13 protein-coding genes are annotated in these 19,721 nt (G+C 60.9%); 9 read left to right on the top strand and 4 right to left on the bottom strand.

The window, feature by feature from the left end:
- Positions 1–26: 26 nt before the first annotated feature.
- Entirely contained in the window at positions 27–1,847 is a 1,821-nt protein-coding gene (locus LOKO_RS03280; RefSeq protein WP_066444991.1) for a putative nucleotidyltransferase substrate binding domain-containing protein, read from the bottom strand.
- Positions 1,848–2,542: 695 nt separating this feature from the next.
- Between LOKO_RS03280 and LOKO_RS03275 the strand changes: the two genes are divergently transcribed.
- The 4 genes from LOKO_RS03275 (at position 2,543) to LOKO_RS03260 (ending at position 9,319) form a co-directional block, all read left to right on the top strand.
- Positions 2,543–2,803, top strand: coding sequence for a DUF4212 domain-containing protein (locus tag LOKO_RS03275; RefSeq protein WP_066444986.1), 261 nt, complete (start codon positions 2,543–2,545; stop codon positions 2,801–2,803).
- Positions 2,804–2,809: 6 nt separating this feature from the next.
- Entirely contained in the window at positions 2,810–4,606 is a 1,797-nt protein-coding gene (locus LOKO_RS03270) for a sodium:solute symporter family protein (RefSeq protein ID WP_066444984.1), read from the top strand.
- A 95-nt stretch (positions 4,607–4,701) separates the two neighbouring features.
- Complete coding sequence (locus LOKO_RS03265; RefSeq protein ID WP_066444981.1) at positions 4,702–5,217, top strand: hypothetical protein; 516 nt, start codon at positions 4,702–4,704, stop codon at positions 5,215–5,217.
- Between the two features lie 151 nt (positions 5,218–5,368).
- A complete protein-coding gene (locus LOKO_RS03260; RefSeq protein WP_066444978.1) occupies positions 5,369–9,319 on the top strand; it encodes a hybrid sensor histidine kinase/response regulator in 3,951 nt (1,316 codons plus the stop codon).
- Between the two features lie 298 nt (positions 9,320–9,617).
- On the opposite strand, the gene LOKO_RS03255 is transcribed toward LOKO_RS03260, so the two are convergent.
- The 3 genes from LOKO_RS03255 to LOKO_RS03245 all read right to left on the bottom strand — a co-directional run bounded on the left by LOKO_RS03255 (position 9,618) and on the right by LOKO_RS03245 (position 14,040).
- Positions 9,618–10,280: a LuxR C-terminal-related transcriptional regulator gene (locus tag LOKO_RS03255; RefSeq protein WP_066444975.1), complete on the bottom strand. Its 663-nt coding sequence runs from the start codon at positions 10,278–10,280 to the stop codon at positions 9,618–9,620.
- 413 nt (positions 10,281–10,693) lie between these two features.
- Positions 10,694–12,754 carry a CocE/NonD family hydrolase gene (locus LOKO_RS03250; RefSeq protein ID WP_066444973.1) on the bottom strand — a complete coding sequence of 687 codons (2,061 nt, stop codon included), beginning with the start codon at positions 12,752–12,754 and terminating at the stop codon, positions 10,694–10,696.
- Positions 12,751–14,040 (bottom strand): ATP-grasp domain-containing protein, encoded by a 1,290-nt coding sequence (locus LOKO_RS03245; protein ID WP_066444971.1) that lies wholly within the window; start codon positions 14,038–14,040, stop codon positions 12,751–12,753. The genes LOKO_RS03250 and LOKO_RS03245 overlap by 4 nt, the downstream gene beginning before the upstream one ends.
- A 325-nt stretch (positions 14,041–14,365) precedes the next feature.
- Here LOKO_RS03245 and LOKO_RS03240 point away from each other — a divergent pair, with 325 nt between their 5' ends.
- The 5 genes from LOKO_RS03240 (at position 14,366) to ku (LOKO_RS03220) (ending at position 19,696) form a co-directional block, all read left to right on the top strand.
- Entirely contained in the window at positions 14,366–14,818 is a 453-nt protein-coding gene (locus LOKO_RS03240; protein ID WP_066444969.1) for a hemerythrin domain-containing protein, read from the top strand.
- A 159-nt stretch (positions 14,819–14,977) separates the two neighbouring features.
- Positions 14,978–17,533 (top strand): DNA ligase D, encoded by a 2,556-nt coding sequence (gene ligD / locus LOKO_RS03235; RefSeq protein ID WP_066444966.1) that lies wholly within the window; start codon positions 14,978–14,980, stop codon positions 17,531–17,533.
- Between the two features lie 27 nt (positions 17,534–17,560).
- Positions 17,561–17,782 (top strand): hypothetical protein, encoded by a 222-nt coding sequence (locus LOKO_RS03230; protein ID WP_066444965.1) that lies wholly within the window; start codon positions 17,561–17,563, stop codon positions 17,780–17,782.
- Complete coding sequence (gene ku / locus LOKO_RS03225; RefSeq protein ID WP_066444961.1) at positions 17,782–18,558, top strand: non-homologous end joining protein Ku; 777 nt, start codon at positions 17,782–17,784, stop codon at positions 18,556–18,558. Before LOKO_RS03230 ends, ku (LOKO_RS03225) begins: the two co-directional genes overlap by 1 nt.
- On the top strand, positions 18,551–19,696 hold the full coding sequence (gene ku / locus LOKO_RS03220) for a non-homologous end joining protein Ku (RefSeq protein ID WP_066444953.1): 1,146 nt from the start codon (positions 18,551–18,553) through the stop codon (positions 19,694–19,696). Before ku (LOKO_RS03225) ends, ku (LOKO_RS03220) begins: the two co-directional genes overlap by 8 nt.
- Positions 19,697–19,721 lie beyond the last annotated feature (25 nt).

Raw genomic sequence — 19,721 nt, 5'->3', positions numbered from 1 at the left:
TGCGCTAACCGATGTTCCTTTCTCCCTCAGGAGTACTCCAGGTGATAGCGTTGTGACAGGCTCTGCTTGAATTCCTTGACGATATGCAGCGCCTCCCGCAGCAGGTCTCGCTCGAGCGACGACAGCTGCTGCACGACGACCCGGTCCGGGCTCGCATCGTCGGCACTGCCGTCCAGGCGCTCCAGCTGCTGCTTGAGACGCAGCTCGGTAAACAGCGAGAGCGCCTCCGACAGATCCTCGGCAATCCGCTCCTCCAGGCGCCCATCGGCGGCCAGCGCCTCCAGGCGCTCCAGGGTCGAGGTCGGCTTGATTCGCCGCTCCAGGGCCATGGTTCGCACGCCATGCACGATGGGAAAAATCCCGCCCTTCTTGATGTCGATACCGTGCTGGGGCTTCTTCAGCGAACCGAACAGCGTCAGCGGCGTGGAGAAACGCAGCGCAGCACGAGCAAAGTAGGAAAGCAGAATCTCGTCTCGGGAGCACGCCGCGAACAGCGACTCGCGCACCTTGTCGAGCAGCGCAGGGTTGCCGGCCACGGCGTGGGAATCGAGCATAATGGCGAGCTTCATCAGGCTGTCACCATCGCGGACTCTGACCCAGTGCGCGATACGTTCGCGCCACTGGGTCACACTACCCACCCATTCGGGGTTGGAGACCATGATGTTGCCGGGGCATGGCGGGTAGCCCAGCTCGATCAGGGTCTCCGTGAGGCGCTGCATCTGGTCATTGACGTCCGGCCAGTGGAGGTCATCGGCAAGGATCAGCCCGTTGTCCTGATCGGTCTTGAGTATCTGCTCGCCACGCCCTTCGCTGCCCATCACCATCAAGCAGCTATCGCCGTGGTAGCGCTCATCGATCAGGAATCCCCAGGCCTTGGACATGATGCGGCCATTGAGTGCCGCCAGCAGGCCCATGGCAAAGCGAAGCTTGACCCCCTGGGCCATCAGCGCCTTGACCAGCTCCGGCGTGCGATGGCTGGCACGGAACAGGGCATCGAGACTGTCGGCCTGCTCCACCTGAAGGCTGACCACATAGCTGCGGCTGGAGAAGTAGCTTAGCACATCGGTCAGTTCCACCACCCCGATCGGTCGCTCACTCTCCATGACCACGACCCGCTCCACCTTGAAGCGCGTCATCTTGACCAACACCTCGAACAGGTATTGATCGGGGCCCACCGTGACCAGCTCGAAGGTGGCTACCTCGCGCACAGGGCTGGCCTGATCACGCCCTTCCAGTACCAGCGCATCGAGCAGGTTGGTCTTGGTGACCATGCCAGCCCCCTGACCGCCGTCGACCAGCAGACTATCGGCGTGACTGTCATGCAGAGTGGTCACCGCATCGGCAATGGTCGCCTCCCGACCAACGCAGAGCGGAGTGCGCATGCACTCGCTGACCTTGGCGAGCATGAAGCCGGCCATGGTCACGCCGCCTTCGGCGCGCTGTTCGGTCAGCAGTCGCGCCTTGTGAGCCAGGGTCTGGCGGAAGAATTCCGCAAAGGGTGGAAATTCATCGCACAGCTGCAGGAATAGTTTCTTGGGCAGCAGATAGCACAGGCTTTCCTGCTCGGCGCGAAAACGATAGCGGCTCTTGCCGTTGAGTATGCTGATGGCACCAAAGAGATCGCCTGCGGTGTAGTGACCGATCCGTTCACGTGCACCTGGCAGGGTGGTATCCAGTTCGGCGACTTCTCCCTTGTGTATGAGGAAGACGTACTCACCGGGCTGGCCAGTTTCGAGAATGATTTCATCACGGTCGAAATAGGCCAGGTCGATGCCACTGCGAACGCGTTCGCGCCCCTCATCATCAAGAAAGGTAAAAGGTGGTTGAGAGAGATCGACATCGACCATGCTGCTGCCCTCGTTGTGCGGCCGTTTTGCTCAGGATAGATCAGGGCCATGGCTGGACCAGCAAGGACGAAAACACTCACGCAAGTGGACGCCTAACCGTTCCGGCAGCGGGTCTTCGACCGGGTCTTCCAAGGACTCTCTGCTGTCACCCACATCGTGAAGAGGTCCTGGGCAGCATAACAAGATCATCTTTTACGGCATAACCTAGACCATCGTCCTACAAGTCGGAACAATCCAGAGACGCAGCCTTAGACAATAGTCTATTCGCCAAGTAATTAGACAAAAGTCCATACAGCCACACGGCTAGACAATCGTCCTACTCCCGTGCCGGCCGCAGTATTAACCCAGCCAGCTTTCAAGATTAACCGATTGAAATGAAAGGTAATTTTATTCTATCGTTCAATCACAGTTTACTCATGATACCAAAGTCTGGGATTTAATTTTCTCATTTATTGACCAGTATTGCCGGTGTGTCATGCAAGGCAATTGCACATCGGTAATACACTTCGACAACCGGCAAGAGACATGGTGGGAAAAGTGGCCTGTGCCGCGCAGGGATAACGATAATTAAAGGTGCGAGCCGGCGCCATTGCCGAGGTGAACAACGTACAGTTGACCACGCAGGACAACCCTGGTGAACCCTGTTATCTCTCTGTGCAACTTCCCAACCTCAAAAACAAGTGGAGAGCAACACTATGGCAGATGATACATCCAATGCTGCTGCGTACTGGAAAGCGAACGTTCGCACGATTACCGGGTGCCTGGTTGTGTGGGCCCTGGTCTCCTATGGCTTCGCCATCCTGCTGCGCCCATTGCTGTCAGGTATTCCTATCGGTGGCACGGACCTCGGCTTCTGGTTTGCCCAACAGGGCTCCATCCTGACTTTCATCGGACTCATTTTCTTCTACGCATGGAAGATGAACAAGCTCGATGAAAAATTCGGCCTTGGGGAGTAAACCGGCATGAGTCAATTTGCAATCAACCTATTGTTCGTGGGCGGCTCCTTTGCCCTTTATATCGGCATTGCGATCTGGTCACGGGCCGGCTCGACCAAGGACTTCTATGTCGCCGGCGGCGGTGTCCATCCAATCACCAACGGTATGGCAACCGCAGCCGACTGGATGTCGGCGGCGTCCTTCATCTCCATGGCCGGCCTGCTGGCATCCGGCGGCTACGCCAACTCCTCTTTCCTGATGGGCTGGACCGGTGGCTACGTCATCCTGGCCATGCTGCTGGCGCCCTACTTGCGCAAGTTCGGCAAGTTCACCGTTCCCGACTTCATCGGTGACCGCTTCTACAGCAGCACTGCTCGCCTGGTGGCGGTGGTCTGCCTGGTCGTCGCCTCGGTGACCTACGTAATCGGACAGATGACCGGTGCCGGCGTCGCCTTCTCCCGCTTCCTGGAGGTCAGCAACACCTGGGGCATCTGGATCGCTGCCACTATCGTCTTCCTGTACGCCGTATTCGGCGGCATGAAGGGCATCACCTACACCCAGGTGGCGCAGTACGTGGTGCTGATCATCGCCTATACCATTCCGGCCGTGTTCATTGCCCTGCAGCTCACCGGTAACCCGATCCCGATGTTCGGCATGTTCAGCACGCACACCGAGTCCGGCATGCCGCTGCTGGCCAAGCTGAGCGAAGTGCTGGTGGAACTCGGTTTCCAGGACTACGCCGCTGACGTGGACAACAAGCTGAACATGGTGCTGTTCACCCTGTCGCTGATGATCGGTACCGCCGGTCTGCCCCACGTCATCATCCGCTTCTTCACCGTGCCGAAAGTTGCCGATGCACGCTGGTCCGCCGGCTGGGCCCTGGTCTTCATCGCCCTGCTCTACCTGACCGCTCCCGCCGTGGCATCCATGGCACGCCTCAACCTGCTGACCACCGTCTACCCGGAGGCTGCCGGCCAGGTCGAGAACTATGAAGAGGCAATGGCAGAGCCGATCCTCTACGAAGATCGTCCCGAGTGGTTCCGTACCTGGGAAGAGACAGGCCTGATCACCTTCAACGACCTGAACGACGACGGTCGCATCCAGCTCTACAACGACGCCAACCCGGCCTTCGCCGATACGGCCGCAGAGCGTGGCTGGGAAGGTAACGAGCTTGAGGTCAACAACGACATCCTGGTACTGGCCAATCCGGAAATTGCCAACCTGCCAGGCTGGGTCATCGGTCTGGTGGCAGCCGGCGGCATCGCGGCGGCACTCTCCACCGCGGCGGGTCTGTTGCTGGCAATCTCCTCTGCCATCAGCCACGACCTGATCAAGAAGACCATCAACCCCAACATCACCGAAAAAGGCGAAATGCTGGCGGCACGGATCTCCATGGCCGGCGCTATCCTGCTTGCCACCTACCTGGGGCTGAATCCGCCCGGATTTGCGGCCCAGACGGTGGCATTGGCCTTCGGTATTGCCGGCGCATCACTTTTCCCGGCACTGATGATGGGTATCTTCTCCAAGCGGGTTAACAGCAAGGGCGCCGTTGCCGGCATGCTGGCAGGCCTCATCTCCACTCTGCTGTATATCTTCACCTACCTGGGCTGGCTCTTCATTCCCGGCACCAACATGCTGCCCAACACGCCGGACAACTGGATCATGGGCATCTCGCCGCTCTCCTTCGGCGCGATTGGGGCAATATTCAACTTCGCCGTTGCCTTCGCAGTCTCTTCAGCAACCGAGGAGCCTCCGCAGGAAATCCAGGACCTGGTGGAAAGCGTTCGCTATCCCAAAGGCGCTGGCGGTGCGGTTGACCACTAAGCCATAATGGATTCCTGACACAGCCAAGCTGTTGTGGAATCAAAACCAAGTCGGGCTTCCACCAGGAAGCCCGACTGCTTTCGGAAGGTACACTAATGATATGGCATCTGGTTGCAGCGATATTTGCCGGGCTGGGCGCCGCAGGGATTGGTCTGCTACTGCGGCTGATGAGTGGCAAGCGACTGCCACGCTGGATCGTTCCGGCTTTCGCCGGCCTGGGCATGCTGGGTTACCAGATTCACTATGAATACTCCTGGCTGAGTCACAAGCAGAGCCAGCTGCCGGCCACGGCCCAGGTGGTAGCTACCGAGGAGGGAGAAGCCTTCTGGCGCCCCTGGACGTACTTCTTCCCCATGACGACGGCCTTCAACGTGGTGGATCGAAGCAGCATGGTGCCGAGAGAGGCGGACGATCAACAGCTGGTCGAGTTCATCCTCTATCGCTTCGAGAAGGATTACGTGGACCGCTTGACGCATCAGGCGTTCCTTATGAACTGCACTACCCGAGAAAAGCTGCCGCTGATCGGTGAAGAGCGCCAACCCCGCTTCTCTGCCCTGCAGAGCGTCGACAGCGATACGCCCCTTTATCAGACAGTCTGTCGCGACAGCTGAACCCGCCAGCACCTACCCATTGCCGGCCTGTCATCGTTAGGCCGGCCCTCTCGTTCCCGACTCCCGACTTCCTGCTGCCCCGGTCATTGAGTGACTGCCCTCCCGGCCGCCATTGCCATAGAATGGTCCGCAGACCCGAGGGAGATAGTGCATGTTCGCCGGTTGGCTACTGATTGCCGTTTCACTGCTCTATATTGCCGTGCTGTTCGCCATCGCCTGGCGTGGCGATCGCCATGCCCGCAAGCATGGTGCCAGCCGCCGCCGTCCTATCATTTATATCCTGGCGCTGGCCATCTACTGTACCTCCTGGAGCTTCTATGGCGCGGTCGGCCAGGCCGCCACGGCCGGATGGTCCTTCGCCAGCATCTACATTGGGCCCATTCTTACCTTTCTGCTGTTCTGGCCGGTGCTGGCCAAGATGATTCGAGTCGCCAAGCGACAGAACATCACGTCGATCGCCGACTTCATCGCATCACGCTACGGCAAGGCACAGTCGCTCGCCGCTTTTGCCAGCATGGTGGCCCTGATCGGCACGCTGCCCTATATCGCCCTCCAATTGAAGGCCGTCTCCACGTCGTTTGCCGTACTGACCGATGCCACGGACATTACCCATACGCCGCTATTCGCCGATACGGCCTTCTTCGTCGCTATCGTCATGGCTGCCTTCGCCATCCTCTTCGGCACCCGGCATACCGACGCGACCGAGCACCACGAAGGGCTGATTCACGCCGTGGCCTTCGAGTCGCTGGTCAAGCTGCTGGCTTTCCTGATCCTCGGTGCCTATGTGACATGGGGGATGTTTGGCGGGCTCGGCGACCTGTTGGGCCGGGCCGACAGTCAGCTGGAGCTGCAGCGACAGTTGGCCGACCAGGACTTCGGCCGAAGCTTCTGGGCGCAGACCCTGCTGGCAATGCTGGCGATCTTCTGCCTGCCCAGGCAGTTCCATGTCGCTGTCGTGGAGAACACCCACCCCGATGACGCCTCAAAGGCGCGCTGGCTTTTTCCGCTCTACCTGGTGGCCTTCGCCTTCTTCATCCTGCCGATCGCCGCCGCCGGCCTTGCCACCTTTCCCGACGGTTCGGTTGAGCCCGACACCTTCGTGTTGGCGCTGCCCATGGCCGCAGGTAACCAATGGCTGACTCTGCTCACCTATATCGGCGGCTTCTCGGCAGCCACCGGCATGGTGATCGTGGCCACGGTGGCGGTATCGATCATGATCTCCAATGAAATCGTGATTCCCCTGCTGTTCAGGCTGCGCTGGCTGGACGCCCGGCCACGTGACTACGGCCGCCTGGTGCTTCAGGTACGACGGATCACCATCTGCGTCATCCTGGCGCTGGCCTATGGCTTCTACCATCTGATCGGTGAATTCAGTTCGCTGGCCTCCATCGGCATGCTCTCATTTGCTGCCGCCGGCCAATTCGCCCCTGCCCTGCTTGGCGGCCTGTACTGGAAACGTGGCAATCGACTGGGCGTGATCGTGGGCATGAATGCCGGCTTCGCCATCTGGGCCTATAGCCTGCTGATGCCTGCCTTGATTCAGGGCGGGGTACTCCCGGCTGACTGGATCGATGGTGGCCCCTTCGGCCATGCCTGGCTCACCCCCACCGCCCTGTTCGGGCTCAATTTCGGCGATAGCTTCACGCATGGCGTGATGCTCTCTCTCGGGGTAAACCTGTTCTGCTACATCTTCGTATCCCAGATTACCTCACAGCGTGTGGTCGAACGGATTCAGGCCTCGCTGTTCGTTGACAGCGTCGAAACTCGCCAGACCTCGGTCAATCGCCCCTGGACCGGCGCCACCACGATAGGTGACCTGAAGGTACTGTGCGAACGCTTCCTGGGCGCGAAGCAGGTACAGCGCGGTTTCGACGACTATGCAAGGCGCACCGGCAAGCCGCTGGAGGATAGCTCACGAGCTTCCATCGACGTTATCCAGTTCACCGAACGTTTTCTGGCCTCGGTGCTGGGGGCGTCGTCAGCGCGGATCGTGGTCAACTCGGCGCTGCAGGGCCGCGGCATCGGCATTTCGGACGTGATCTCCATCGTCGATGAGGCCTCGCAGGTTCTCGAGTTCAATCGCGCCCTGCTGCAGGCCACCATCGAGAACATCAATCAGGGCATCAGCGTAGTGGACCAGAACCTGCGCCTGGTGGTCTGGAATCAGCGCTATCTGGAACTGTTCCGCTTTCCTGATCACCTGATACGGGTGGGCGCCCCCATCGACAAGATCTTTCGCTATAACGCTCATAATGGGGAATACGGTCCCGGCGATCCGGAAGAGCATGTCCAGTTGCTCATCGACAATATTCGCGACGGCCAGCCACACCGCTACGTTCGCTACCGCCAGGATGGCAGCGTGCTGGAGGTGCAAGGCAATCCCATGCCGGGGGGGGGCTTCGTCTATACCTACCAGGACATCACCCAGCAGAAGCGTATCGAAGAAGCGCTGATTCGCTCCGAGAACAATATACGTATCTATACCGACAACGTGCCGGCGTTGATCGCCTACTTTGACAAGGAGTGCCGCTACCTCTTCACCAACCGTGCCTATGAGCAGGCCTTCGGCATCGACCGAAACGAAGTCATTGGCCAGTCCGTGGACACGGTAATCACCGATGAAATGGCCCGGGAGCGCGCGCCCTGGATTCGTCGGGCACTGGCCGGAGAGCGGGTCAGCTTCGAGGTTTCCATGCAGGGAAGCGACGGCATCCGCTATATGCTGGTTACCTATACGCCACATTTTGGCGACAGCGGCGCCATTCTCGGCTTCTTCGCCCTTTATCAGGACATTACCGAGCGCCGCGTGGCGGAAATCGCCCTCAAGGAAACCAATGAAACGCTCGAGGAGCGGGTCCGGGAGCGCACCCAGGCGCTGTCGGAAGCCAACGCCGCCCTGCGTCAGGAGAACCGGGTACGCGCCGAAGCCGAACTGGCCCTGCGGCAGGCCAAGCAGGTGGCCGAGGACGCCAACGCGTCCAAGACGCGCTTCCTGGCAGCGGCCAGCCATGACCTGTTGCAACCGCTCAATGCCGCTCGTCTCTTCACCTCGGCGCTCTCCCAGGAGGACGTGGCCGCGGACATGCGCCGCACCATCGGTCATATCGACAATTCGCTGCAGGCCGCCGAAGAGCTGCTGGGCACCCTGCTCGATATCTCCAAGCTCGATGCCGGCGCACTCACACCCCGGCGCAGCCACTTTGCCCTGGCAAATATCATGCAGCCGCTGTATGCCGAGTTCGCGGTCATGGCCGAAGACCGTGGCCTCGACCTGCTGATGGTACCGACGAGCCTCTGGGTCGACAGCGATCCACAAATGCTCCGGCGCATCGTGCAGAACTTCCTGTCGAATGCGATTCGCTATACGCAGGAGGGCCGGGTGCTGCTCGGCTGCCGGCGCCAAGGGCAGCGGCTCTCCATCGAGGTGTGGGACAGCGGCCCCGGCATACCCGAGTCCAAACAGTCGGAGATATTCCAGGAGTTTCGTCGTCTCGACCAGACAACCCGTCACAAGGAGAGCGAGAAGGGGCTGGGGCTTGGTCTCTCCATTGCCGATCGCATGAGTCGGGTACTGGATCATCCGATACAGGTCCGCTCACGGGAGGGTCACGGTACGGTCTTTTCCGTCAGCGTTCCAGTGGTGGAGGCACGCCCTCTCGAGGCAATATCGGAGCAGGCTGTGGCTCGCCGAGCCGGCAACAAGCTCGCCGGCACCCGTATCCTCTGTATCGACAACGAGACACTGATCCTGGAAGGCATGAAGGCCATGCTCTCAGGCTGGGGCTGCGACGTGCTCACCGCCACCAGCATCGGTGGTGCCAAGTCGGTGCTGCGTAACCTGGACGGCGAACCGGATGCGATTCTGGCGGACTATCACCTGGACAACGAGGTGACCGGTCTGATGGCCCTGGAAGCGCTCAGCGAACGCCTCGAGGGCGCCGTGCCGGGTATCGTGATCACCGCCGACCGCACCGAGGAAGTAGCCGAGGTGATCCGTCGCTCGGGCTACCACCTGCTGCAGAAGCCGGTGCGCCCTGCCGCCCTGCGCGCCCTGCTGACCCGCACACTACAAGCCAGCCGTGCCACCAGGCAGGAGAATTAATGCCCTTAAGCGTTCAAGGCATGCCGGTGGGAGGCCTAAGCGGAGGTCATTCGCCATGGGTGAGGAGCACTGCTCCGAACGGGCTGGCCATGGATGGCCAGCACCGGCCCTGCAAGCGGAGCAGGATGCGAGAGCGCCGCAGGGTGAATGTAGCGCCCAGGGAGGGGTTCAAAGCGCCTCCGCGTTGGCCTGCCCACCGGGGCCTAGCGTCGGACAGGTCAGCGCCAGTCAAATAACAAAACCGCCGGATGTTGCCATCCGGCGGTTTTGCTCTGCATCGATGCTCAGCGCGAGTCGCTCAGGACTCGACCTTGGGCGGCTCCACCTCGAGCTTCTGGGCGGCGATCACCGCCTGGGTACGAGAGTGTACGCCCAGCTTGCGCAGGATGGCCGTGACATGGGCCTTGATGGTCGCCTCGGAGACGCTCAGCTCATAGGCAATCTGCTTGTTGAGCAGGCCCTCGGTGAGCATGTTGAGCACCCGAAACTGTTGCGGAGTCAATGAGGCGATGGCTTCGGCAAAACGGGTCTCCTCCTCGTTGGAGTCGCCCATGGCATCGGCCAGTTCCTTGGGAAGCCATACCTCACCATCCAGGATCTCGCCCACCGCTTCCGCGATCAGCGCCAGGGAAGAAGACTTGGGGATGAAGCCGGAAGCACCATAGTCGATGGCCCGACGCACCACATAGGGCTCGTCACTGCCGGACACCACCGCCACCGGGATATCGGGAGTCTGGCCACGTAGCTGGATCAATCCGGAAAAGCCATGAGCGCCGGGCATATGGAGGTCGAGCAGAATCAGGTCGGCATCGGGATGGCGTGTCACCACCTCATTGGTCGCCGCCATGGTGTCGGACTCGACGATCTCGGCCTGGGGCGCCAGTTGGCGCAGCGCCTGGGTCAGGGCTGCACGGAACAGCGGATGATCATCGGCAACGATGAATTTCTGGGCAAACGCCATGGATTCTCCTCCGGTTCCTCGAGCAGTGGGCCAAGGGCCGACTCACTGGGCTCATCAATCGATAACGGCATGTTACCCCATGCGCCGAAGCTTTCCCAAGCGTATACGACCGATTGTCGACAAACGCTATCAGCACGCACTTCACACTAGTCCTGTTGGAAGGTGGAAACGCCCTTGCAAACACGTCCGGCAAACCCGAGAGCGCTCGTATCTGCGAAGAGACCCACAAGTAAGAGAAAGCCATGGCAGAGTGGTTGAGCCAACATCTGGACAGTGCCATAGGCCCCTAGCCCCCCCGGTCTAGCCGGGGTATTTTAAGCCAGTGTTGCACACGCCTGGCAAGAGAATGAGCATCGAAAAAAACGCCGCCGCCAAGGAGGGGGCGGCGTGATGCCGGGTGATGCGCCGTATGGCTACATATGATCTCTCGGGATCACCTTCTCCCAGTTCTTGGAAAAGACGCGATAGTCGTCCTCATAGGCATCGAGCTGGGCATGAATGAAGAAGTTGCTCTCATCACAGCTCAGCACGGTGCGAGTATAGATCTCCACATTCCAGGCGTCCCGCTTGAACGAGCGCTCGGTATAGGTCTCGCCACGCGCCGAGGTGAAGTCGTCATTGAAGGTGCTGTACCATTCGCGGGTACTTCGGCGGACTTCGGTGCCGATGTCTTCAATGCGAAAATGCCCTTGGTCATTGATCACCTCGAGTGTCGACTCCTTGGTTGCCAGGTCACGATGGAGCAGCCAGTTATGTTCACTGGCAGCGAAGTGATGGACCTGAATCGGCGGCGCCTCTTCGGGTTCAGGGAACTCGGAAAGGCGTCTGTCCTCCTCCCCGGGTGTTCGCTCGGGCAGGATCAGCACGCTGCGGTCGGGGTAGATATCGACCTGCGCCGGTTCCGGCGGCAACCAGGCCAGTGGCCAATAGGAGGTGGATACCGAGACCCGCAGCTGATGCCCCGCCGGGAAGCGCTGGGCGATGCCATTCATGGGGATGCGCACCCGGTATCGCCGATGCGGCACGAGCGGTTCGGGGTTGGCATCGCTGTCACGATGCGACAGGTTGAGCAGGCCATAGGTGACACGCGTCGACTTGCCATCGGGCGCCACGTCCGAGAGACGCACGGCAAGCATCGCCTGAGGCTTGTTGCTGGAGACTTCCAGCTCCAGTTCCGGGACGCCGAAGATCTCCAGGGATTCGGCCAGTTGCCGGCTGCTGAAGATCAGCGAGCCGCCGTCCTCCTCGCGCTGATCGCCTGGCAGGTCCGGGGTGGCAGCATAGGAGCACCACTTGCCTGCCGCCATACCCACGCTGAGCGGCGACTGCAGCGCCAACGCACTCTCCTCGCCTTCGCGCTGGTGTGGACCGCCATGCCCCTCGCCCATATGAATGGTGTAGGGACCCAATTCGTAGCGCCGCTGCTTTATATTGGGAGAGGGCCAGGCAGACTCGCCGATCCAGCGCCCCGGTCGCTTGTCGTAGGAGGTATCGGGCGGCACGCTGTCCTGCTCCCAGGAGCGCAGCATGGGCTCGTCCATGATGCCGGTCTCCTTGCCCTTGAGCCAATGATCCCACCAGCGCAGCGCCTCCTGCAGAAAGCCGATGGCGGGGCCGGGCAGGCCCTGGTGGGGATACTTGTGGCCCCAGGGTCCGATGAGTCCCTTGCGTGGCACCTCCAAATGCTCCATCAGCCGCAGCACGGTGTTGGTGAAGCCGTCTGCCCAGCCGCCAATGGCATAGACCGGGCACTGGATTGCCGAGTAGTACTCGCACACCGAACTGGTCGACCAATAGGGACTGCGGCGCTGGTGCTCGAGCCAGGGCTCGAGCCACAGGCCACTGTTCTCCATGCGATCGAACCACATATCACGCCAACGGTTGCCGACGATCTGCGGGTCCGGCGGCAAGGTATTGAAGGCGAACATCACCGTAGCTTCGGAGAGGTTGTCGCCGAGCAGGCAGCCGCCCATGTAATGCATGTTGTCCGCGTAGAGGTCGTCACTCGAGCAGAGGCTGATGATTGCCTTGAGCGCGGGCGGCTGCTTGGCCGCTACCTGCAGGCTGTTGAAGCCCCCCCAGGAGATCCCCATCATACCGACATTGCCGTCGCACCAGGGTTGTTCGGCGATCCAGGCGATGGCATCCACACCATCCTCCTGCTCCTGCTGGGTATACTCGTCGGTAAGGACTCCATCCGAGTCACCGCTGCCCCGCATGTCGACCCGGACACAGACATAGCCATGCCCGGCCATGTAAGCATGGTTGGTATCACGGGCACGGGTGATGTCGCGCTTGCGGTAGGGAATGTACTCAAGTATCGCCGGCATTGCTGCCCGCTCGGCCTCCTCCGGCAGCCAGATCCTGGCTGCCAGCTGGGCGCCATCGCGCATCGGGATAAAGACGTTTTCTATCTCGCGAACCTTGTAGGGAAACGACGCTTTGACAGTCACGTATCCTCCTTGATGGTTCATTCGATGGGTTCGATCTCGAACTCGAGCGCCTCCAGGCAAGCCCTGTAGCGCTCCTCTATCTGATCGTGGTCCTCACCTGCAACATAGAGGGTTCCCAGGCGATAGCTGAAGCTGTCCTGGTGCATCAACTCACCGAGTTGCGTGCCCGGCTCCACGTCGATCCGCACCTTGGTTCCAGGGAAGCGCTCAACAAGCGCCTCGATTTCCGCTTCGCTGGGTATTCGCCTGACGATGCCGTCCCTGTGCTCGTAGGGGATGTAGCACTTGGCGGCCACGGCTGCAACGCCCTGTCGATTGGCCAGTGAAGGTCGTTCGCCCAAGGCGATGTCGAGGGCCACCTCGTGATTGGACATCCCGTCCACCATGATGAATATCTCGCTATGGGACTGAGAGATTCGCGTATTGAACTCGATCAACCAGAGCTTGTCCGTTTCCTCGTTCCACATGAACTCGGCATTGAAGCAACCGTTGTCGTAACCGATATGCTCGAGGAAGCGACGCGAGACGTCGATCATCTGGCGATGTATGCGCTCGGGCAGGTTGCTTGGATACTCCAGGCGGTCATAGGGGATGTCCTTGTTGACCGAATTGGGCTGGGCGATGATACCGTGAACGTTGAACTCGCCACGGTAAACCGTGCCTTCGGGCGCGCCCTGCACACCAGATACGATCTGTTCGACAATGCAGGAATTACCGTCCATATGCTGGATCTCGGATGGAAGCTCGGCGTGGCGCAGCGCCTCATTGAAGGGATCGCCGAGCTGGCGGATACCTTGGCGAATCGCTTCAATCGCAGCGTGAAACTGCTCGGCGTTCTCGATCCTGAAGCCCAGGTGCGAGGAGAACGCCTTGACCGGCTTGATCCAGAACGGATAGTCGAGGGTGACCTGAGAAAGCGGATCATCGGCGAAGGGGTCAACGCCGCAGAACGTCGGCACCACCTCCGAGATTACCTTCTGCTGTTCGAGCCGGCTCCAGTACTTGTGCTCACACTTGAGCACACACTCTACCGAGGGCGCGGGGATGCAGTACTCCTGACACAGGATGGGCACCATGACGCTGGTAGGAAAATCCCATTGCGCCAGGATGGCGTCGACGGAACCATCAAACGACTTGAGCCTGTCACGGGCTTCGTCCAACAAGGCATCGAAGGAAAAGCTGGGCGACTCGACGGCTTCCTTGACGGAAAGCAAGCCATGGATCTCGAATCCATTAGCGTGGCGTAGCGTCTCCAACTCCTCACGCTGTTGATCTTCCAGCGCGACGATAAAAATGTTCCTTTTCATTTCATCAAACTCCGTGACAAAAACGTTGGAGCCACGCCGTGTGGCCCAAATTTCCCTATCTCCTCTTCAAGATATTCAGCCCTACCCTAAGGTTCCATGCCCTGGACGATTCTTTACCTTTCTGCATCGTGAGAAACAAAAAGGAACGGAAGAAGCGGTTACTTAGCCTGTCGTTTCGACCCCGTGCCGCTGTCATTGACAGGCTTTCGTGGCCGACTAACCTTCACCTCATAGCCAGGCGTGGCCTTGGGAGCCTACCGAGCCCAGCGCCTAGGCTTGATGCCCACAGGACGGGACATCAAACGTGACATCAAGGAGATGACCTATGAACGCTCTCGAGCTGCTCAAGGAAGACCATGAGACAGTACGCGATCTACTCAACCAACTGGTAAATACGACGGAGCGTGCTGAAAAGAAGCGCCCTGAACTGTTGGCCAAGATCGAAAAGGAAATACGGGTTCACACCCAGATCGAGGAAGAGATTTTCTACCCTGCCTTCAAGAAGGCTAGCGGCAAGACCAACGATGTCATGTATTACGAGGCTCACGAGGAGCATCGCGCCGTCGAAGAGCTGGTATTGCCCGATCTCAAGAAGACCGACCCCGGCGGCACCCAGTTTTCCGGCCGTGCCAAGGTGCTCAAGGAACTGATCGAACACCATGCCGAAGAGGAAGAGGAAGAGATGTTTCCTCAAGCCAGGAAGACCATGTCGCAGAGTGAACTCGAAGAGCTCGGCGAAAAGATGCAGGCACGCAAGAAGGTGCTTATGGCCAGTTGAGTCCAGCCTGCCGATTCGGCTTCTATCTACTCCCGAACGCGGGCCTCGGCGATAACGTCGGGGCTCGCTGCGTTTCGAGACTATGGCGCTTCCCTGCAGCACGACTAGGCTGGAAATACGGATAGTGAAATGGCAGCTCAGCGGCCAAGGATGATGCCGATGAAGAAACTCAAGGAGTACCACCGCAAGCGAGACTTCGAGAACAGCCTCGAGCCTGCCGGCGAGGAAGGAGCGACTTCGGCGACAGGCAAGCTTTACATCATGCACAAGCACGCGGCGAGCCATGATCACTTTGACCTGCGCCTGGAGCAGGACGGCGTGCTGCGCAGCTGGGCGCTACCCAAGGGGCCGAGCCTTGTGCCCGGTGAGAAGCGCCTTGCCGTAGAGGTCGAAGACCATCCTCTGGAGTATGGCGAGTTCGAAGGCGTGATACCTGAGAAATCCTACGGCGGCGGCACCGTCATGCTGTGGGATTGCGGCGCTTGGCAGATCAAAGGCAAGTCGACCAAGGACCGCCTCGACATCGAGCTCGATGGCGAACGGCTCAAGGGCAGTTGGACCCTGACCCGCATGAGCGGCAAGCGCCAGGACAAGCATGGACGCAACTGGCTGATGATCAAGCGCAGCGATGACAACCAGCGCATGGACGATTCGCTCACGGTCGATCTCGACACCAGCATCGCCAGCGGACGCAGCATGGAGGAGATCGCCGACGATCGAGATCACACCTGGTGTACGACCAACGACACGGACGAGACTCTCGACGGCGATCCACTCGACCCGAAGGCCCTTCGCGGCGCCCGCAAAGCCAGGCTTCCCCGCGACGTCAAGCCTCAATTGGCCACCCTTGCCCGCGAAGTGCCCACCAAGGGCAACTGGATTCACGAGATCAAGCTCGACGGCTACCGTCTGCTTGCCCGCCTGGAAGCAGGGAATGTGAGATTGATCACCCGCAACGGCAAGGATTGGACCCGCCGCTTTCGCGAAATCGCGGAGGCGCTGGAACCTCTGGCGGTGGATTCGGCGCTGCTCGATGGCGAAGTGGTGGCCATGGGCAGGGATGGCGTGAGCCGCTTCAGCGAACTCCAGGAGGCTCTCTCCAGCGGCCGCACGTCCGCCCTCGTCTACCAGGTCTTTGATCTCCCTTATTTCCAGGGCCATGACCTGGCAAGCGTTACCCTGCTGGAGCGCAAGCGCACCCTGGAGGCGCTGCTCGCCGATGCCGGCATGAAGGAAGGCAAGATTCGCTACTCCGACCACCTCGACACCCAGGGCAAGGCCTTTCACGAGCGCGCCTGCCAGATGGGGCTCGAAGGCATCATCTGCAAGCGCGCCGACAGCCGATACCAGCAGAAACGCAGCCGCGACTGGCTCAAGGTCAAGTGCGTCAGCCATGAGGAGTTCGTTGTCGGCGGCTATACCGAGCCCGGCGGCTCACGCAAGGGCTTTGGCTCGCTGCTGATGGGGGCCTACGGCAAGGAGGGGCTGGTCTACGCCGGACGCGTGGGGACCGGCTTCAGCCATCGGCTGCTGGAAAGACTTGGCGCCACACTGCAGGAGCTGGAAGTCAAACGCTCCCCCTTTCATGGCGGTGTGCCGGATAGCCGCTCCGTACACTGGGTGCGACCCGAGCTGGTGATCGAGGTGGAGTTTACCGAGCGCACTCGTGACGGCCGCCTGCGCCATCCGGCCTTTCGCGGCCTGCGTGAGGACCGCAACCCGAAGGAGATCCGCATGACCCCGATCAAGGAGATGGCTGCCGAAGGCGCTCCGGAGGAGAACACGAAGTCGGCCGAGCCAGCCCCTCGCAAGCGCAAGGGCGAGACCTCGTTGCTCGGGGTGCGCATCACCAGTCCCGACCGGATTCTGTTTCCCGAGCAGGGCCTGACCAAGCTCGACCTGGCGCGATTCTACGACCAGATCCACGAGTGGGTCCTGCCCCACCTGGCCCGGAGGCCGCTCTCCCTGGTGCGCTGCCCCCAGGGACGCGACGACGAGTGCTTCTTTCAGAAGCATCCCCAGCGAGCCATACCGTCAAGCGTACCCCGTGTCGATGTGCCGGAAAAAAAGGGCAGCGCTGAATATGTCTATGTCGAGTCGGCCGCGGACCTGGTGGGCCTGGTGCAGGCCGGCGCGCTGGAGATCCACCCCTGGGGCAGTCGCATCGACCATCTCGAACAGCCCGACAATCTGGTGTTCGATCTCGACCCCGATGAAGGCATCGCCTGGAAGGAGATTCTGCGCGTGGCCCGCACCCTGCGCGAGCGCATCGAATCGCTGGGTCTCACACCCTTTGTGCGCACTACCGGGGGCAAGGGACTGCATCTAGTGGTGCCGATCGAGCCCGCCGCCGAGTGGGACCAGGCCAAGGCCTTCGCCAAGGGCGTAGCCGAGGCCCACGCCAGGGATGATCCCCAGCGGCTGACCACCAACATGTCCAAGGCCAAGCGTAAGGGTCGCATCTTCATCGATTACCTGCGCAACGGCCGCGGCGCAACGGCCGTCGCCTCCTACACGGTACGTGCACGCAAGGGGGCGCCGGTCGCCGTGCCGATCCGTTGGGACGAACTCAACGCTGCGCTGCGCGCCGACCGTTACAACGTCGAAAACCTGCGCCGACGGCTCTCGGCGCTGCGCGAGGACCCCTGGACGGGCTTCGCCGAGGGGGCTCGCCCACTGGATGCCGACCTGCTCAAGCGCGTCGGCGTGAAATAGGCAGCAGTACGGAGCGAGGGATACGACATGAGCGAAGCACACTGGTGGCTGGAGTCCGGACCCGAGACCTGCCAGTTCCGCCTGCGCACCTTTCATTACGAGGCAGGCTATCACTGCATCGACTGTGATCGGCCGATCTGTCCGGCTTGCGTGGCGGAGCGCTTAGAGAGCCGCGAAACGCTCTGCCCGGAATGCCATGAGGATGCAACTCAGCGCTCACAACACACCCATGAGCGGGAGGAGGGCTAATGGCGGCACGAGCGATGTGGAAAGGCGTGATCCGCTTCGGCGAGGTTCAGGTACCGGTCAAGCTCTATTCGGCGGTGCAGGATCGCAGCGTGCATTTCCGCCTGCTCCACGAGAAGGACCGCTCACCGGTCAAGCAGGCCATGGTCAATCCCGAGACCGACGAAATCGTGCCCTACGCAGAAACCCGGCGTGCCTTTCGCACCGGCGAGGGCAGTCTGGTGGTGTTCGACAAGGAGGAGCTGGAGGCGCTGGAGCCCGACTCGGGTCGCGACATCGAGGTGATCCGCTTCATGCCGTCCCAGGCGATCGACCACCGCTGGTACGACCGCCCCTACTATCTCGGTCCCGACGGCAGCGAGTCGCTCTACTTCACCTTGGCCGAGGCCCTGGAGAAGAGCGGCAAGGAGGGCCTGGCCCGCTGGATCATGCGCAAGAAGCGCTATGTCGGCGCGCTGCGCCTGCACCGGGGCGTACCCATGTTGATGTCGCTGCGCCACGCAGAGCAGGTGGTCCCGGTCGAGGCTCTGGAGCCGCCCGGGGGCAAGCCGCTGGATACAAAAGAGCTCGACATGGCAAGGCAGTTGATCGGCATGCTGGAAGCGGAGTTCGATCCCGAAGAGTACCACGACGAATATCGTGAACGAGTAATGGAACTGATCGAGGCCAAACAGCATGGCAAGAGCGTCAAGGTCACCCCCATTCGTCGCCGCAAGGCTTCCGACGACCTTTCCAAGGCGCTCGAAGCCAGCCTGAAGAAGGAACGCAAGCGTGCCTAGCCAGAGCAAGCCCCAGACTAAAGGCAAAGAGAAGGAGAAGGACAAGCGCAAGGACCCATCGGCGAAGCGCGACGAGAAGAAACGCTTTCACGCCAGCGGCCCACGCCCGCTGTGGTCGGGTACCATCACCTTCGGCCTGGTCAGCCTCCCGGTCAACCTCTACCCGGCCAACCGGCCCAAGACTGTATCGCTTCGCATGGTCGACTCGGAAGGCACGCCGCTGGCACGGCGCTACTTCTGCGAGCTGGAGCAACGCGTGCTCGACTACGACGAGCTGGTTCGCGGCTACGAAGTCGAGAAGAACGAATTCGTGGTAGTGGAAGATCGCGAACTCGAGTCGCTGGCTCCCGAAAAGTCACAGGAAATCGACCTAAAGCGCTTCGTCGGCCTCGACGAGATCGACCCGATGTATTTCCAGCGCGCCTACTTCATGACCCCCGACAAGGGCGTGACCAAGGCCTACCGCCTGCTGGCCGAGAGCATGGAGGCCACCGGGCGGGCCGGCATCGCCACCTTCGTCATGCGCGGTAAGGAATATCTCGTGGCAATCATTGCGGAGAAAGGCATCCTGCGTGCCGAGACGCTGCGCTTTGCCGAGGAGGTACGGGCGCCGGAGGATATCGGCCTGCCCGCACCAACCAAACCCGACAAGCAGCGAGTCAAGGCCATGCAAAAGGCCATCGAAGCTTTAGCGGAAGATGACTTCGAGCGCGACGAGCTACAGGACCTGCAGAGCCAGCGAATCGTCGCGCGAGCCGAGGAGAAGCTATCCCGCGGCAAGGACGTCATCACCTTGGGTGAGGAGGAGAGCGAGCCGGATGTGGAGCCGGAACAGGGCGGCGAAGTCATCGACCTGATGCAAGTGCTCAAGCAGAGCCTGGCCGAAGGCCGCCCCCCGGGAGGACAAGAGAGCGACAGCGACACCTCGAGTCGCCAGGGCCAGAAAGCAGAGAAGCGCAAGCAGGCCAGCAAGCGCGACACGACCCGGAAGACAGCCGCCCGTGACAAGAGTCCCACTACCGAGCTGGAAAATCTCTCCCGAGACGAACTCTATGCGCGCGCCCAACAACACGACGTTCCCGGCCGCAGCCGCATGAGCAAGGCCGAGCTGCTCAAGGCCATCGTTGCCGCCGGTTGAATCGAAAAAGCCGGCCCGAGGGCCG

Origin of the sequence: Halomonas chromatireducens (assembly GCF_001545155.1) — a bacterium.
GTDB classification, from domain to species: domain Bacteria; phylum Pseudomonadota; class Gammaproteobacteria; order Pseudomonadales; family Halomonadaceae; genus Halomonas; species Halomonas chromatireducens.
Note: the sequence above shows the minus strand (reverse complement) of the source record. Positions and strands in the feature narration are given on the sequence as shown.